The organism is Pseudomonas sp. R1-18 (genome assembly GCF_051132095.1).
Lineage (GTDB): Bacteria > Pseudomonadota > Gammaproteobacteria > Pseudomonadales > Pseudomonadaceae > Aquipseudomonas.
Map to the genome: position 1 here is coordinate 13,943 of NZ_CP071658.1, position 14,793 is coordinate 28,735.

The 14,793-nt window shown below is 57.7% G+C and carries 14 protein-coding genes; 8 read left to right on the plus strand and 6 right to left on the minus strand.

The window, feature by feature from the left end:
- The first annotated feature begins 46 nt into the window (after nt 1-46).
- From glmU to J3P77_RS00110, 7 genes are all read left to right on the plus strand, one after another.
- Nucleotides 47-1,414, plus strand: coding sequence for a bifunctional UDP-N-acetylglucosamine diphosphorylase/glucosamine-1-phosphate N-acetyltransferase GlmU (gene glmU, locus J3P77_RS00080; protein ID WP_434678808.1), 1,368 nt, complete (start codon nt 47-49; stop codon nt 1,412-1,414).
- Nucleotides 1,415-1,648: 234 nt separating this feature from the next.
- Nucleotides 1,649-2,416, plus strand: a complete 768-nt coding sequence (locus tag J3P77_RS00085) for a DeoR family transcriptional regulator (protein ID WP_434678809.1) — start codon at nt 1,649-1,651, stop codon at nt 2,414-2,416.
- A gap of 9 nt (nt 2,417-2,425) precedes the next feature.
- A complete protein-coding gene (gene glmS, locus J3P77_RS00090; RefSeq protein ID WP_434678811.1) occupies nt 2,426-4,261 on the plus strand; it encodes a glutamine--fructose-6-phosphate transaminase (isomerizing) in 1,836 nt (611 codons plus the stop codon).
- A 438-nt stretch (nt 4,262-4,699) separates the two neighbouring features.
- The gene (locus J3P77_RS00095; RefSeq protein ID WP_434678812.1) at nt 4,700-5,071 is read left to right on the plus strand and encodes a winged helix-turn-helix transcriptional regulator; all 372 of its coding nucleotides are present in this window, start codon (nt 4,700-4,702) and stop codon (nt 5,069-5,071) included.
- A 204-nt stretch (nt 5,072-5,275) separates the two neighbouring features.
- A complete protein-coding gene (locus J3P77_RS00100) occupies nt 5,276-6,022 on the plus strand; it encodes an NADPH-dependent F420 reductase (protein ID WP_434678813.1) in 747 nt (248 codons plus the stop codon).
- A gap of 229 nt (nt 6,023-6,251) precedes the next feature.
- Nucleotides 6,252-7,535 carry a cytochrome P450 gene (locus J3P77_RS00105; protein ID WP_434678814.1) on the plus strand — a complete coding sequence of 428 codons (1,284 nt, stop codon included), beginning with the start codon at nt 6,252-6,254 and terminating at the stop codon, nt 7,533-7,535.
- Nucleotides 7,536-7,789: 254 nt separating this feature from the next.
- The gene (locus J3P77_RS00110; protein ID WP_434678815.1) at nt 7,790-8,758 is read left to right on the plus strand and encodes a hypothetical protein; all 969 of its coding nucleotides are present in this window, start codon (nt 7,790-7,792) and stop codon (nt 8,756-8,758) included.
- Here J3P77_RS00110 and J3P77_RS00115 read toward each other — a convergent pair whose 3' ends face one another.
- The 3 genes from J3P77_RS00115 to J3P77_RS00125 all read right to left on the minus strand — a co-directional run bounded on the left by J3P77_RS00115 (nt 8,759) and on the right by J3P77_RS00125 (nt 11,858).
- Nucleotides 8,759-9,676 carry a methyltransferase gene (locus J3P77_RS00115; protein WP_434682103.1) on the minus strand — a complete coding sequence of 306 codons (918 nt, stop codon included), beginning with the start codon at nt 9,674-9,676 and terminating at the stop codon, nt 8,759-8,761. It abuts the gene before it with no gap.
- A 77-nt stretch (nt 9,677-9,753) separates the two neighbouring features.
- Nucleotides 9,754-11,196, minus strand: coding sequence for an iron-containing redox enzyme family protein (locus J3P77_RS00120; RefSeq protein WP_434678817.1), 1,443 nt, complete (start codon nt 11,194-11,196; stop codon nt 9,754-9,756).
- A gap of 161 nt (nt 11,197-11,357) precedes the next feature.
- Entirely contained in the window at nt 11,358-11,858 is a 501-nt protein-coding gene (locus tag J3P77_RS00125) for a CinA family protein (protein WP_434678819.1), read from the minus strand.
- A gap of 272 nt (nt 11,859-12,130) precedes the next feature.
- On the opposite strand from J3P77_RS00125, the gene J3P77_RS00130 reads away from it, so the two are divergent.
- The gene (locus J3P77_RS00130) at nt 12,131-12,643 is read left to right on the plus strand and encodes a DUF4142 domain-containing protein (protein ID WP_434678820.1); all 513 of its coding nucleotides are present in this window, start codon (nt 12,131-12,133) and stop codon (nt 12,641-12,643) included.
- A gap of 42 nt (nt 12,644-12,685) precedes the next feature.
- On the opposite strand, the gene J3P77_RS00135 is transcribed toward J3P77_RS00130, so the two are convergent.
- From J3P77_RS00135 to J3P77_RS00145, 3 genes are all read right to left on the minus strand, one after another.
- Nucleotides 12,686-12,973: a DUF1652 domain-containing protein gene (locus J3P77_RS00135; protein ID WP_434678821.1), complete on the minus strand. Its 288-nt coding sequence runs from the start codon at nt 12,971-12,973 to the stop codon at nt 12,686-12,688.
- Between the two features lie 396 nt (nt 12,974-13,369).
- Nucleotides 13,370-13,567 carry a hypothetical protein gene (locus J3P77_RS00140; RefSeq protein WP_434678822.1) on the minus strand — a complete coding sequence of 66 codons (198 nt, stop codon included), beginning with the start codon at nt 13,565-13,567 and terminating at the stop codon, nt 13,370-13,372.
- Between the two features lie 37 nt (nt 13,568-13,604).
- Nucleotides 13,605-14,495, minus strand: a complete 891-nt coding sequence (locus J3P77_RS00145) for a manganese catalase family protein (RefSeq protein WP_434678823.1) — start codon at nt 14,493-14,495, stop codon at nt 13,605-13,607.
- Nucleotides 14,496-14,793 lie beyond the last annotated feature (298 nt).

Below are 14,793 nucleotides of genomic sequence, written 5' to 3' on the forward strand. Positions count from 1 at the left end.
TTCAGCCCGCCCAAGGCATTATCGCCGCTCAGTTGGTAGTCCTCTCATGTCTCTCGATATCGTTATTCTCGCTGCTGGCCAAGGTACCCGGATGCGCTCGGCCCTGCCCAAGGTTCTTCATCCGGTAGCGGGCAGCTCAATGCTCGGTCATGTTATCCACAGCGCGCGCCAGTTATCCCCAAAGGGTATTCATGTGGTGATCGGTCACGGCGCTGACGCAGTACGTGAGCGCCTTGCCGCCGATGATCTGAATTTCGTAATGCAGGATAAGCAGCTGGGCACAGGCCATGCGGTAGCGCAGGCGCTACCTGCGCTGACGGCGGAAACTGTGCTGATCCTGTATGGCGACGTGCCCTTGATCGAAGTCGGCACGCTCAAACGCCTCCTTGAGCGCGTGACGCCAGAGCAATTGGGGCTGCTGACTGTGAAGCTGCAAGACCCGACCGGCTACGGGCGTATCGTGCGCGATGATCAAGGGCGGGTGTGCGCAATCGTCGAACACAAAGACGCCAGCGATGCGCAAAAGGCGATCAATGAAGGCAACACCGGCATTCTCGCCGTTCCCGGCAAACGGCTGGCCGACTGGCTGGGTCGCTTATCCAATGACAACGCCCAGGGCGAGTACTACCTGACAGACGTCATCGCCATGGCCGTGGCGGACGGGCTGGTCGTCGCGACAGAGCAACCTGAGGACCCGATGGAAGTTCAGGGTGCCAATGATCGTCGACAGCTTGCCGAACTGGAACGCCATTATCAGCTACGCGAAGCGCGGAGGCTGATGGCTGCGGGTGTCACATTGCGCGATCCGGCGCGCTTCGATGTACGGGGTGACGTAACCGTAGGCCGCGACGTGTTGATCGACATCAACGTGATTCTCGAAGGCAAGGTAGTCATTGAGGACGACGTCGTGATCGGCCCCAACTGCGTCATCAAGGACAGCACCTTGCGCAAGGGTGCGGTAGTGAAGGCCAATAGTCATCTCGACGGTGCGATATTGGGCGAGGGCAGCGATGCCGGTCCTTTCGCCAGGCTGCGCCCTGGCAGCGAGCTGGGTGCCAAGGCCCATGTGGGTAACTTTGTCGAACTCAAGAACGCCCGTCTGGGTGAAGGCGCGAAGGCCGGGCACCTGACTTATCTGGGCGACGCCCAGGTTGGCGCGCGTACAAACATCGGGGCGGGCACGATCACCTGCAACTACGACGGTGCCAACAAGCATCAGACGACGTTGGGCGAAGACGTATTCATTGGCTCGAACAACTCGCTGGTTGCGCCTGTGGATATCTTGTCCGGCGCTACGACTGCCGCAGGTTCCACCATCACGCAAGATGTTCCAGCCGAACAGCTGGGCGTTGCACGCGCGCGTCAGCGCAATATCGAAGGCTGGAAAAGACCAGTCAAGATCAAGAAGAGCTGAGTTATCCACAGACGGATCAGCACGTAGGAGCCACCTGTCTTTCGTCGCTCTCTAATGACCCGCCTCTTCGCGGACAAGTCCGCTCCAACAGTAGGAGCGCGCTTGCCCGCGATGACGTCATTGCCGGTAGCAGCGACCGGACGGCGTTCCTGCTTGCATCGCAAGCCTTGACCAACCCGTGCAAATAGGTTTTGATTGCCTTCGTTATCTTTCGTAACGAAACTTAAGGCAGTCATGTCGAAACGTAATACGCCACAGCGCCGCCATAACATTCTTACCTTGCTGACCGAGCAGGGCGAGGTCAGCGTGGACGATCTGGCAAAACGATTCGAAACTTCCGAGGTTACGATCCGTAAGGATCTCGCTGCACTGGAAGCCAATGGCTTGCTGTTGCGCCGTTATGGCGGTGCCGTCACGCTGCCTCACGAAATGATCCACGAGGCTGCCCAGCCTGTTTCCCGTTACAAGCAGGCCATTGCCCGAGCCGCAGCGGCGCGTATTCGGGAGCATGCGCGGATTATCGTCGACAGTGGCAGTACCACGGCAGCGCTGATCCCGGAGCTCGGTTCGCAGCCGGGTCTGGTAGTCATGACCAATTCGATGCATGTGGCCCGAGCCCTCACTGAACTTGAGCAGGAGCCGGTGCTGTTGATGACCGGCGGAACGTGGGATCCGCATTCCGAGTCCTTCCAGGGACAGGTGGCCGAGCAAGTACTTCGTTCCTACGATTTCGATCAATTGTTCATTGGCGCTGACGGTATCGATCTGGCTCGTGGCACTACCACCTTCAACGAGCTGCTGGGCCTGAGCAGAGTCATGTCCGAGGTCGCTCGGGAAGTTATCGTTATGGTCGAAGCCGACAAAGTCGGTCGAAAGATCCCGAATCTGGAGCTGCCCTGGAGCAGCATCCACACCCTTATCACCGATGATCGCCTGCCTGTAGACGCACGCGAACAGATACAAGCCCGCGGCATCAACCTCATTTGTGCCGCTGTCAGCTAGGAGAAAACCATGTGTGGAATCGTCGGCGCAGTTGCTGAACGTAATATCACGGCCATCTTGCTCGAAGGCTTGAAGCGGCTGGAGTACCGCGGGTATGACAGCGCGGGTGTGGCCGTTTTCAGCAACGACGGCGCACTGGAGCGTCGCCGGCGCTCGGGCAAGGTCAGCGAGCTGGAACAGGCACTGGCAGGCGAGCCGCTGGCAGGGCGCCTCGGCATTGCTCACACCCGCTGGGCCACCCATGGCGCGCCATGTGAGCGCAACGCGCACCCGCATTTCTCGGCAGATGAGCTGGCAGTCGTTCACAACGGCATCATCGAGAACCACGAAGCTCTGCGTGAGCAACTCAAAGCATTGGGTTATGTGTTCGCTTCGGAAACAGATACTGAAGTCATCGTCCATTTGCTGCACCACAAGCTGAAGGATTCCGCAGACCTCGCGGTCGCACTGAAGGCTGCAGTGAAAGAACTGCACGGGGCCTACGGTCTGGCCGTTATCAGCGCCAGCCAGCCGGACCGTCTGCTGGCCGCGCGCAGCGGCAGCCCGTTGGTCATCGGTCTGGGCCTTGGGGAAAACTTCCTGGCCTCGGATCAACTGGCGCTGCGCCAGGTCACCGACCGCTTCATGTACCTGGAAGAAGGCGACATCGCCGAAATCCGTCGCGACAGCGTGCAGGTCTGGTCTGTGGATGGTCTGCCGGTCGAGCGTGAGACGGTGCAGTACCACGAAGGCGCCGAGGCTGCCGACAAGGGTGAATACCGCCACTTCATGCTCAAGGAAATTCATGAGCAGCCCAAAGTTGTCCAGCGCACGCTGGAAGGGCGGCTGGGCCAGCAACACGTGCTGGTGCACGCTTTCGGCCCGCAGGCCGCTGAGCTTTTCGCGAAGGTTCGCAACGTACAGATCGTGGCCTGCGGCACCAGCTATCACGCTGGCATGGTCGCTCGTTACTGGCTTGAAGGGCTGGCCGGGATTCCTTGTCAGGTCGAAGTCGCCAGCGAATTCCGCTATCGCAAGGTCGTGGTTCAGCCAGACACCTTGTTCGTTTCGATTTCCCAGTCGGGCGAAACCGCCGACACGCTCGCAGCACTGCGCAACGCCAAAGAGCTGGGATTCCTGGCAAGCCTGGCAATCTGCAACGTGGGTATCAGCTCGCTGGTACGGGAGTCGGATCTGACGCTGCTGACCCAGGCCGGCCCGGAAATCGGTGTAGCGTCCACCAAGGCGTTCACCACCCAGCTGGTTGCCCTGCTGCTGTTAACCCTGTCATTGGGCCAAGTCAAAGGTACTTTGGAAGAAGGCCTGGAAGCGCGGCTGGTGGAAGAGCTGCGCCGCCTGCCGACTCGCCTGGGCGAAGCATTGGCAATGGATGGCACCGTCGAGAAAGTCGCCGAGCTGTTTGCCGAGAAGCACCACACGCTGTTCCTCGGACGTGGCGCGCAGTTTCCTGTCGCCATGGAAGGGGCGCTCAAGCTCAAGGAAATCTCCTACATCCACGCTGAGGCTTACCCGGCGGGCGAGCTCAAGCACGGACCACTCGCACTGGTCGACGCCGACATGCCGGTGGTGACCGTCGCGCCAAACAACGAGCTGCTGGAAAAACTGAAGTCCAACCTTCAGGAAGTCCGCGCCCGCGGCGGAGAATTGGTGGTCTTTGCTGATGAACAAGCGCAGATGAAGAACGGTGAAGGTATCCACGTCATCGCCATGCCGCACATCATTGATGCGTTGGCTCCCATTCTCTACACCATTCCGCTGCAGCTGCTCTCGTATTACGTCGCGGTGTTGAAAGGCACCGACGTAGACCAGCCGCGCAATCTGGCCAAATCGGTGACGGTGGAGTAGTTATCCACAGCTGGTTGAAGCTTGTGGTCTTTGCGAATGAAAGCGGTCGCATAAAAACTGTCGCAGGCACGGGGCCTTGATCGGTCCCGATGCCAAAGCGCTTCAGCTTTCTCTCCTTTAAGCACTATCGAGGCGCAATCTCTTTTTAAGTCTGTATGCCTGAGGGTTAACTCATTCGTACCGTCATCGGTTTGGCTCGTTGATAGCAATCCACAGCACGCAGCAATTGAAGCTAAACTCTCAATGCAATCTGATGTAAAAGTTCCGACCGTTGTTCTCCAGAGCGCGGGCCATAAAGTTCGGCAAGATGCGCCATTGGAATTTGCCAAAGCTATTTTGAGTTCGATGCAGCTGTAGAAATTAATGCCCGGCTCTGGGATAAATACTTAGCGAATCTTCAAGTACCCACAAGAGATGGGTTTGAAAAAAGGGAGCCTTATGGCCACGCGCGATTGGCAGTGCGAGAATCCGAGTCAACAGCTTGTCTGGGCAGCAGCGACAGGCGAAGCGCTGCGGGTTCTGGAAGGAAAGTGGAAAATCGTAATTGTCGTTCAGCTTTTCGCTGCTAAACAGCCTTTACGATTTTCAGAGCTCGGACGCCGCGTCGAAGGGGTCAATCAAAAAATGCTGACCCAGCAACTGAAGGAGCTGGAGAAGGATGGGATCGTGACACGTCATGTCTATCCTCAGGTTCCACCCAAGGTGGAATACCAACTTAGTGAATTAGGGTTGGCACTTGGCCCGGCGATAGAATGCCTTATTGATTGGACATTAATGCGTCGTAGGTCACTCGAAATAACCCCAGCTTAGTTCCGCTAATACAGGCCTTCGATGTAATCGGCTGTGCTCAGTTCGGTGTGCCGTCTCCACAACAATGTTTTGGTCTGACACAAAATCTGCGGCCTGTTGCGCAGTTACCTTTTGGTAACTTACCCACCTTCAGGTGCGTTGTTGACGATTTAGGGAGCGCGCAATACTTTAGATGGAATCTACAATCCGTCTGAGGGCAGACTTATGAAGATCGGCATTTTGGGGACGGGACATATCGGAAAGACGCTAGTCACGCGTTTGAGCCAAGCCGGACACGACGTCAAAGTAGCTAATTCAAGGGGCCCTGAAACCATTGAACCAGAGCTCCTGGCGTCGGGCGCGCGCGCCGTAACCACCGAAGACGCACTGGTCGATGTCGAGGTAGTCATCTTATCCATCCCGCTCAACCGCCTCTCAGGCATCGCCCCGCTTATTGGCGGCCTTCCCGAAGAGACGGTCGTGATCGACACCTCCAATTACTATCCTTTCCGCGACGGAAAGATCGAAGCCATCGAGCAAGGACAGGTCGAGAGCCTGTGGGTTGCAGAGCAACTCGGGCGCCGGGTTGCCAAGGCATGGAATGCAATCGGCTCGGCCTCCTTGGCCAACAAGGCAAAGCCGGCAGGAGCATCTGATCGAATTGCCATTCCTGTGGCAGCCGATGATGATCACGACCGCGAGGTGACCATGTCATTGGTCAATGATACGGGGCTGGACGCCGTCGACGCTGGTTCGCTGGCGGATTCCTGGCGGCAGCAGCCGGGGGCGCCCGTCTATTGCACGGATCTGTCTAGCGCCGAAATCGGCGCGGCTCTGAAGGCCGCCGAGCGAGACAGATTACCGAAGCGCCGCGACCTTGGCGTAGCAGTGATGCAAGAGCGCCTGGGAGATGGCACCACCAATCCCGACGAGGACTGGGGCGTTCGGCTGGTTCGCGTCATCAACATGTAACCTTCCCTTCTGCGCCGCAGCGGCGCAGAAGCCCCCTTGGCCAGACCGTGAAACAGTCGCAACACGGTACAGGGCTGCCGCTTAATGACGTCCGCCGTCTGGTCGAGGGGCCCTTGCACTGTCAAGCATGACGTTGCCCCACACTCCTTCAGCATTATTTCAGTCAGAAAAATCGAACAGGCACAACCTGGCCGGGTCCCAGAGATATCAACTCTCGGAGGCCGATGTCATGAAGCAACGGGCTATCCCCGGCCATCGCTGGAAAGACGCTTCATGGGCGTTTCTACGCGAGGGCTATTTTTTTATCCGCACGCGGTGCGAGCGCTATGACAGCCCGCTCTTCCAGACGCGCCTGCTGGGGCGCCGTACCCTTTGCCTGAGCGGGCTGCAGGCAGCGGAGCTGTTCTACGATGCGCAGCGATTCATACGTACGCCCACCTCCACTCCGGCACCGCTGCGCAACATCTTGCTGGGGACCGGGGGCGTGCAGAGCCTTGACGGGCAACCGCACGCCCGGCGCAAACAGCTGTTTCTGGACGTACTGAACCGGGAACAGACCCAGCGCCTGGTCAACCTCTACGAGGCTCGTTGGAGGAACGCCGTGCGCGACGTGCCGCCCCGGGGCGCCGTCGAGTTTCTGCCTTGGGCCGAAGCTTTGCTCTGTCGATCCGTCTGCGAGTGGGCGGGTATCCCGGCCATGAACGAACGGCAGATGCATCGGTTTACGCGTCGCCTTGCCTCGTTGATCGATGGCTCCGGACGTATGGACTGGCGTATGCCGGCGGCCCTGCTCAGGCGCAAGGCCTGCGAGGCGCAGGCCGCTCGCTGGATAAAGGACTGTCGTCAGGGGCGTCATGGATCTTCGCAAGATTCTCCCCTTCAAGTCGTCGCTCACCATCGCGATGAGCACGGTGAATTGCTACCACCGCGAATTGCGGCGGTGGAACTGCTCAACATCCTGCGCCCTACGGTGGCTGTCGGACGTTTCCTTTTGTTCGGCCTGATCGAACTGGAGCGGCGCCCCGGATGGCGCGCCAGGATCGCCGACTCCGATGACGCGGCCTGGGCCTTCGCCGAGGAGGTCCGGCGCGTCTACGCCTTTTTCCCAATGATCGCTGCCTTCGTGCGTGAGGATTTCGATTGGCAGGGCTATCGTTTCGAGAAGGGCACGCGCGTGCTGCTCGACCTGTTTGGGACCAACCGTGACCCTGCGCACTGGAAAGACCCGCCAAGCTTCGACCCCGCACGCTTCGGACGTTGCCCAATGAGCACGGCGGTCATCAGCCAGGGCGGGGGCGAGTACAGCTACCATCGCTGTCCCGGCGAACCGCTGACCCTGATGCTGATGCAGACTACCTTCATACGCTTGTGTCGGGATATGAACTGGCGTGCCAACATCGAGGAGGTCGATTTCAAGCGTTTGCCAATGTTGCCCCGCGCTGCGGTCATGATGTCGAACATCATGCCCAAGGCCGGGCCAGGCGATGGCCGCAAGCAACAAGCGGGGGCTTGAAGCATGCCTGCGTACACGGGCTTTTTCCTGGAGGGATTTTTGCGTTATTGCCAGTTCATGGCGCCCTTGCAGGGCATCGGGAAGTGAATTACTCCAGACTCGTTTTGGGTTCTTGCTGAGCCAGCACCATCGCAGACCGCAGTGCCCCCTGATCTGTGAGCTTTCTCGCGGGGTGCGAAATTCAGAAACTGCTGCGATACTTCGGCGCTTGATAGCCTGATGGTCAGGCGTATGAAGTATCAAAGGTGTAGAAGTTGCGGACGTTTTTTCTTGGCTGGACGGCTCAATACGAGCGGCGTTTCATCAGCTATCTGGCAGGCCATCACGACGTCCGCAGGCTTGAAGTGCCCAGGCTTCTGAAGCGTCTGCATCGTCTCGCGACGGGCTTCAAAAAATCCGAACGCGTGCAGGAGCGTAACTTGCCTTGGCTGGGACGCCTGTACTGCGCATCCAAAGGGTTCGATCGCTCCGACATTCTGGTGTGCAACGAGGGGCAGGTAAGGCGCAATGTCTTGCCTTCGATTGTCGGCGCATTTCCAGGGCGTAAGGTACTTCTGGTAAGGGATCTGGTGGACGCTGCGTTCATCGAGGAAATGACGCCGTACTTCGACAGAATCTACAGCTTCGATCAGGCCCAGTGCGATGAGCTTGGCATGCAGCACATGAATCAGTTTTTCCCGCTTGGATTCGCCGAGGCCCAGGTGCTGGCTGCAGACAAGCCGAAGGCTGATGCCGTACAGCGATGTTTTTTTCTGGGCCGCGACAAGGGTCGCTCGGCGATGCTGGACCGGCTTGGCAGTACTCTGGAGCGCCACGGATGTGAGGTGGATTTCCACATCGTTCGAGACAGCACGTCAAAGCCTGCATCGCGTTTTCATACGGATACGCTGCTCGATTATGAAGCCAATCTGAAGCTGTCGCTCGCCGCGAACGTACTGATCGAAATCAACCAGCCAGGGCAGGCAGGTTTCACGCTAAGAACGCTGGAGGCGGCGTACTTTGGCAAGAAGCTGATCACCAATAACGTTTCGGTCAGGACGACGCCGCTGTTTCATCCGAGCAATATCTTTGTGATAGACACCGAGCAGCTCTCTGAAACCGCCGACTTGGGTGCATTCCTGCGCACGCCGTTCGAACCGCTGCCCAGGGAAACACTCTACGCCTACTCGCCTGATCACATGCTCGAACGCCTGATCGCCGACAACACACCCTCGGCGCAGTGATCAGACACTGCTGCGAGTGACGATCAGTTCTATCGCCGCGATCCGGTCGACCTCTTCATAGCCTGGCTCTGCCAGTTCTTCCCCAAAGACGTCAGGATCCAGCTCCCGGTAGGTCCAGTCAAATCCTGGCAGTTCAATATCTTTCTGTACGGCACTGAAAAACGGATCGTCCTCGCCGACCATGGCGACGCCGGTATACAGCACCAACGATCCGCCAGGGGCCAGGCGTTGCATCGATTCGCGCACGATGCGTACTGACAGATCCGCACCGAGCGCATCGCCGCCATGGCGATAAGCCCTGCGCCGGGAATCCTTCATGTAGGGCGGGTTGGCGACAATCAGATCGAATGCGCCGTCTACGCCGTTCAGGATGTTGCTGTGTCGACACTCCAGATTATCCAGCTCCGCGACAGTGGCATTCACCTGTGCAAAGTGCAGGGCTCTCGGGTTGATGTCGACCGCGTAGACATGTGCTTCGGGCCGGGCACGGGCAATCAGCATCGCGCCGGCACCGCTGCCGCAGCCGATATCCACAGCGCGCAGGATCGGGTGTGAAGTGGTTTGCAGGTGCAGATTGATCGAGTGGGCGAACCGATAGGTATCCGGCCCGAAAAACACCGAGTCTTCGGCGGTGGTCGGAAATGCCGAATGAAGCAGCAGCATGCCGTCCAGACTCGACCAGCGGACCCGGCTTCTGAAGCCTTGCTCATGCGGTTCGAGGATGCCCGCTGCAAGCAGCTCATTGACTTCCTGCGTCGTCAGGAGCGAAGCGGGCATGACCCGGCTCCAGCCAAACACATCCCGCAGGGAACGCGCATTGCGGTTGGCGGGACGCTCGTTGACACGTTGATGAGTCACTGGCGTTGGCGTAATGAAATGATATCCAGCAGCGGAAAGGCGCTGGCCCAGCGCGACCAGTGTCGCGTGGGCCGGGAGTTCGTTTTTGGTCGGGGAGTCTGCGTTGAAGCTGTCGGAGCGGAGCTGTTGAGGCGCATTCATGCGCTGGCCCCCGTCATCCGCTCGGACATGGCGTCGACGAACAGACGCGTTGCATGCAGGCCCGCGAGCGTCGCATGGCGCGCGGGTGTCATGCTCTGAATCAGCACCTGCATTTTCTCGCCGGCTGCAGCGTTAGCCAGTTTCAGTTCAAGTTCCTGGACATCGGGATCCGTTTCTTCACTACGCCCCGCTGGCATCTGATTGGTACCGGACGTGGTGCGGAAGCGGGACCGAAATGCGTCGGGCAAGCGCTTGCCGGCTGGAGCGGGAGCACTGCCGTCAGCGACCCACTCGCCAGCAATCCAGTCATGAACCAGCTGCTTCTCATACCCATTGAAGACGCCGAACATTGGCGCACCGGCGCCCTCGATCAACTGCCAGAAGCGACTTTGCGCCGGGTCCTGATTGCGCTTGATCCAGCCGCGGTTCTCCAGCACGGCAAGGAACTCGACAATCTGGTCGGGCTTGGCCAGCCATTCATTGACAGTCTTGCCATCCAGACGGCAGTAATCGGAATGCATGTGCTGGCCAAAGGTGCGCTTGCGTTCGAGCATGGACACCATCTCCTGCTCCAGATCGAACGACTTGATGACAGCCGACGAGCCCACGCCGAGGTCGTTCAGCTTGTAGCCGCGGGCAACGCGGCGATAGAAGTCATTACGCTCTTCACCCACCGGCAGCAGTGCCACGACGCTTTGCGCGGCCTTGCGCGCATGGCCGGTACTTGCGTTATCGATCGTGACATGGAGGGTGAAGTAGTACGGGTCGATACCCAGTTCGTTGAGCTCGAACGAGGTAATCAGCAGGTGCAGGGGTAACTGCTCATAGCCCAGGTTGTAGCCAATCACCTCAGGCAGATACTGATCCGCCAGATGGCCGAGCGCGAGCTGAATGGCGCCTTGCAGATACATCTCGTCCGCCAGCGATGCGGTCGTTTCACAGTCCAGATCCGCCAGCAGTTTGCGATAGAGCGAGACGTGGTTGAGCGCCTGCTCGCCATCGCCCAGTTCTTCAAGGTAGGTACGGATCAGACCGTGAAAGCGGTAGTCGCCCCAGTGGGGCAGCAGGCCATAAAGCCAGGCGCCGTCTACCAGTTTGGTGGGCGCAACCTGCTGGATGAAGTACAACGCATGGGCTTTGTTACGGAAAAACCGTCGAGGTTGTCCGGCGCGGCGTTCTTCCAGATAAAGCGCATATTGGTCCGCAACTCGCGTCACGCCCTGTTCCATCCACGGCTCAAGATCTTCGGGCGCCGATGGAAGGTCACAGGTTTCACGGTCTGCCAGGCTCAGGCAGTGATTGAGAAAGGAGACTGTCTCGGATTGGTCATCCAATGCTTTCTCACTCATCCATGCTTGATAGATGGTTTTCGCTTGTGCTTCTTCGACCATGGCTGGGTTGACGACAGTACGGCTTGTCATCAGCTGAAGAGACGTCATAGAAATCATTCCCTGGCAGTTAGGAACCGCGCGGATGTGCGCGCGATGCTCGTCTGTTGTTCTTGTATAAGGAGTGCCAGGGACGTCGGAAAATTCATCGAATATGAGCCCTGCCCGATGGGCGGCGTTTGGCCATTTATCCCTGTACGGCGGCCGCTCCCTCAGGATTCCTCGCCATTCAGCATCTGCCGATGGAAGTGAGCAATATGTTTCAAGGCGTGTAATGCAGCCTGATGCTGGACCGATTCCCGGTCTCCCTGAAAGTGATGTTGCCGGGTAAAGATCACAGGCTGACCTTCCTTGATGAAGCCCCAGGCAAAGCAGACTGTGCCAGCGGGGATTCCATCCATATCGTCCGGCCCGCAAATTCCGGTGGTTGCCACGGCCACGGTTGCGGGGCTGTCGCGCAACGCGCCCAAGGCCATTTCGTGGGCAACTTCACGGCTGGTCAGATTGAACCGTTCGATGGTGTCAGGGCTGACACCCAGCAGGCGCTGCTTCGCTTCAGGGGAATACACGACATATCCGCATTCAACGAGAGAACCACTGCCAGGGATTTTTGCAAGCATGGTTACCATCTCTCCCGCAGTGCAGGACTCGGCAGTGGCCAGCAACAATTTTTCTTCACGCAGGTATGTCACAACGTCTTCGATGGTCTTCATATTCAGGCCTTTTTCGATGGGGTAGGTACCGGGCGACGAGCATGACGGGCGCCGGACTTCACAGGCACCGATTGATGCCTGCCTGATGCTCGATGGACATGAGCACCTCATCGGGCGTTCCGAAAATACGGCTGACAGGCGGATGGAAGGCGCGGATGACAACTCGTCAAGGCAATTGCAGAAAAGATGAACGCCGGGTCAAGTCTTCAGTCGTAGATTTTGTGTCGTCGCTAAACGACGGCTTATTCAGCCCAAGAAAAGGAATGAACAAGATGGCCAACTATTTTCGTATGAGCGCTCTCGCTGTTGTACTTTCCCTCGGCTGCCAGACGGCGATGGCTGCTTCGGATGATTTCGTGGAAGACGCATCCGCCAAGGGCGTAGCCGAAATCGAAGCGGGCAAGCTCGCTCAGGAGAAAGGCACTGCCGCAGACGTGAAGACGTTCGCCGCGCAGATGATCAAGGATCACACGGCTACCAACGAAAAACTCAAAACTATCGCTCAGTCCAAGAAGCTGGACATCTCCGACGACGCCATGCTGCTGGACAAAGCCAAGGCGATGATTCTGGAGCTGCGTGGCGCCAAGTCGTTTGACCAGGCTTATGCCAACAACCAGGTCAAGGCGCACGAGCAGACCATCGAGCTGTTTGAAGAGGAAGCGAAAAACGGTAAGGACGCAGAGCTGAAGGCTTTCGCTACTGCCACCCTGCCAGCGCTGAAAACTCACCTGGAACACGCCAAGGCATTGGCCAAGGCTCATGGCGGCAGCGCTGCCAAGGAATAAGCCAGCGCTTATTCTTGCCTGATTCGGGGTGGCTGGCCGTGGTCAGCCTGCCCCGTCTCGGGACAATCGAGCTGGATCAGAATGGACCTTCCCCGAGCCCTGAAGCTGCGCAATCATCAATTCCGCACGCAGCTCGCCAATCACTTGAGCAATCGCTCGGCTTGTCTGGACATCACTCAGTGCAATGCCTGTCACGAACAACTCCACTCGCCCTGACAAGGGCTCATAAATTTCCACGGAAATTGCGCCATTGCTGGCCAATTCACACCGACATGATAACGGTGTGAAACCTGACTCGAATGTCTGGCGTATCTGGTGGTTCGAGAGCAAGTGCGGCGTCCTGAAAGTCCTGGAGCGATGGCTGCCCGGGCCGGTCTCAATCTTTAGAGAGCGTGAGATAGCATTCAGCCATAATCTTCTTCGGCCTTCAACGATAGCCTAATAGTGGCCAAGGCGAAACTGGGCAGCAACTAAGGTGATTTCGATAACTATTCAAATGGATAGATAACAATAGAAAAGTCATTGGTTTGAAGAGTTTGCTGAGCCTGCTGCTGGTGTTTACTTAGTGCTGATTGAATAACTGCTTGCCTTCAAAATGTCTTTATTAATATTTAAACAGAACAAAGGCCCAACTGCGAAACAGTGGGCCAATGTAATTAACGCTGTCCAGCAAACATGCCATATAACCCAAGAGTTCACTGGATGAAAGAAACCTTACTGCAGCAGTCAGTGCTGCGGCAGGTTATTCTCCAACAGCGTGCCTACGCCAAACAGATTGACTGCCATCGCCACCTGAAACCCTCGGCGAGCAGAGAATGCCTCATTTTCAAAAGCGCGCAGGCCCGTTGCGAAAACCCCGCCCGGCAATCCATCTTCGAGATTGCGATGAGGTAAATCAGATTTTCTGGAATTCGATTTCTTCATAAGCTTCTCTCCGTGTAATGACGGGCAGGGTTGTCTGTCAGAGTTTCTTGGTACCGTCGCCCTGAACCAGGCCCGAGCCCAGATCAGCACCGGTTACCGGGTTTGCAGTCGGGTCAGACATAGTGCGCAGCTTCATGGCTTCCAGGACTTCAGCATCCGCTGCGTTCAGAGTGACCGACGCCGACCCGTCGCCGCCGTCGACCGCCGGTTGCGGATTCTCGACGTATTCCCACTCCGGACCCTGATTCCAGGGGCCGCGAACGTTGGGTTCGCCCGACATGCTGAAGTACTTGTTGGTGAACTCCGGCATACCTGGCAACTTGCCCTGCGGGAAGTTGGGCTGGATAGCGTGCAGCGCTTTTTCAAAGGACAGTTGGTGAGCGATTTCACGGGTCATCAGGAAGCCCAGTGCTTCTTTCACCCCCGGGTCTGACGTGACGTTCATCAGGCGCTCGTACACGATCTTGGCCCGTGCTTCCGCGGCGATGTTGGAGCGGAAGTCGGCAGTTGGCTCACCGATGGTGTCGATGTAAGCCGCAGTCCACGGTACACCGGCAGAGTTGACCAGCGGTGCGCCAGCACCATAGAGCAGGCTGGTGATGTGCGAATCGTTGCCGTCACCGTTGATGGCGCGATACAGCTCGCCTTCTTCCTGCACGCCTTCAGCCAGCTGGCCTTTGGCGCCCTTGTTGAGCATGACGATGATGGAACCTACAATTTCAAGGTGGCTAAGCTCTTCGGTAGCGATATCCATCAACAGGTCTTTACGACCTGGATCGTCTTCGCTGAGGCCTTGAGTGAAGTAGCGGCCAGCGGCGGCCAGCTCACCTTGGGCACCACCGAACTGTTCAAGTAACAGGTTGGCGAGACCCGGGTTAGGCTCGGCTACACGGACGGTGTATTGCAGACGCTTGTTATGAATGAACATTTTCGTTTCCTCAGGCTTATTTTCTTCGGAAGCGTTTACCCAATTGGATGGGCTTGATTCAACGCGCTCACAGGTTATGAGGCGAACGTGTCGCAGATGTTGCGCAAATCAACACCCAAACAGGACAAGCGGTAGGAAAACTCAGGTTCCATAGAATTTGTTTTTCAAGGACGAGTCAGGGACTCTCAGGATGTGCCAAGTGCTCATTCCAAAGAAACGGCTCGTTGTACGGGAGGAGTCCGAGGGGGGAGGAGGCGGTAGATGATAGTTTCATCATTGAGGAAAACTATCATCTGAA

Coding starts and splice junctions, on each gene's coding strand:
- glmU (WP_434678808.1), top strand. CDS start 47: ATGTCTCTCGATATCGTTATTCTCGCTGCTGGCCAAGGTACCCGGATG.
- J3P77_RS00085 (WP_434678809.1), top strand. CDS start 1,649: ATGTCGAAACGTAATACGCCACAGCGCCGCCATAACATTCTTACCTTG.
- glmS (WP_434678811.1), top strand. CDS start 2,426: ATGTGTGGAATCGTCGGCGCAGTTGCTGAACGTAATATCACGGCCATC.
- J3P77_RS00095 (WP_434678812.1), top strand. CDS start 4,700: ATGGCCACGCGCGATTGGCAGTGCGAGAATCCGAGTCAACAGCTTGTC.
- J3P77_RS00100 (WP_434678813.1), top strand. CDS start 5,276: ATGAAGATCGGCATTTTGGGGACGGGACATATCGGAAAGACGCTAGTC.
- J3P77_RS00105 (WP_434678814.1), top strand. CDS start 6,252: ATGAAGCAACGGGCTATCCCCGGCCATCGCTGGAAAGACGCTTCATGG.
- J3P77_RS00120 (WP_434678817.1), bottom strand. CDS start 11,196: ATGACGTCTCTTCAGCTGATGACAAGCCGTACTGTCGTCAACCCAGCC.
- J3P77_RS00125 (WP_434678819.1), bottom strand. CDS start 11,858: ATGAAGACCATCGAAGACGTTGTGACATACCTGCGTGAAGAAAAATTG.
- J3P77_RS00130 (WP_434678820.1), top strand. CDS start 12,131: ATGGCCAACTATTTTCGTATGAGCGCTCTCGCTGTTGTACTTTCCCTC.
- J3P77_RS00140 (WP_434678822.1), bottom strand. CDS start 13,567: ATGAAGAAATCGAATTCCAGAAAATCTGATTTACCTCATCGCAATCTC.
- J3P77_RS00145 (WP_434678823.1), bottom strand. CDS start 14,495: ATGTTCATTCATAACAAGCGTCTGCAATACACCGTCCGTGTAGCCGAG.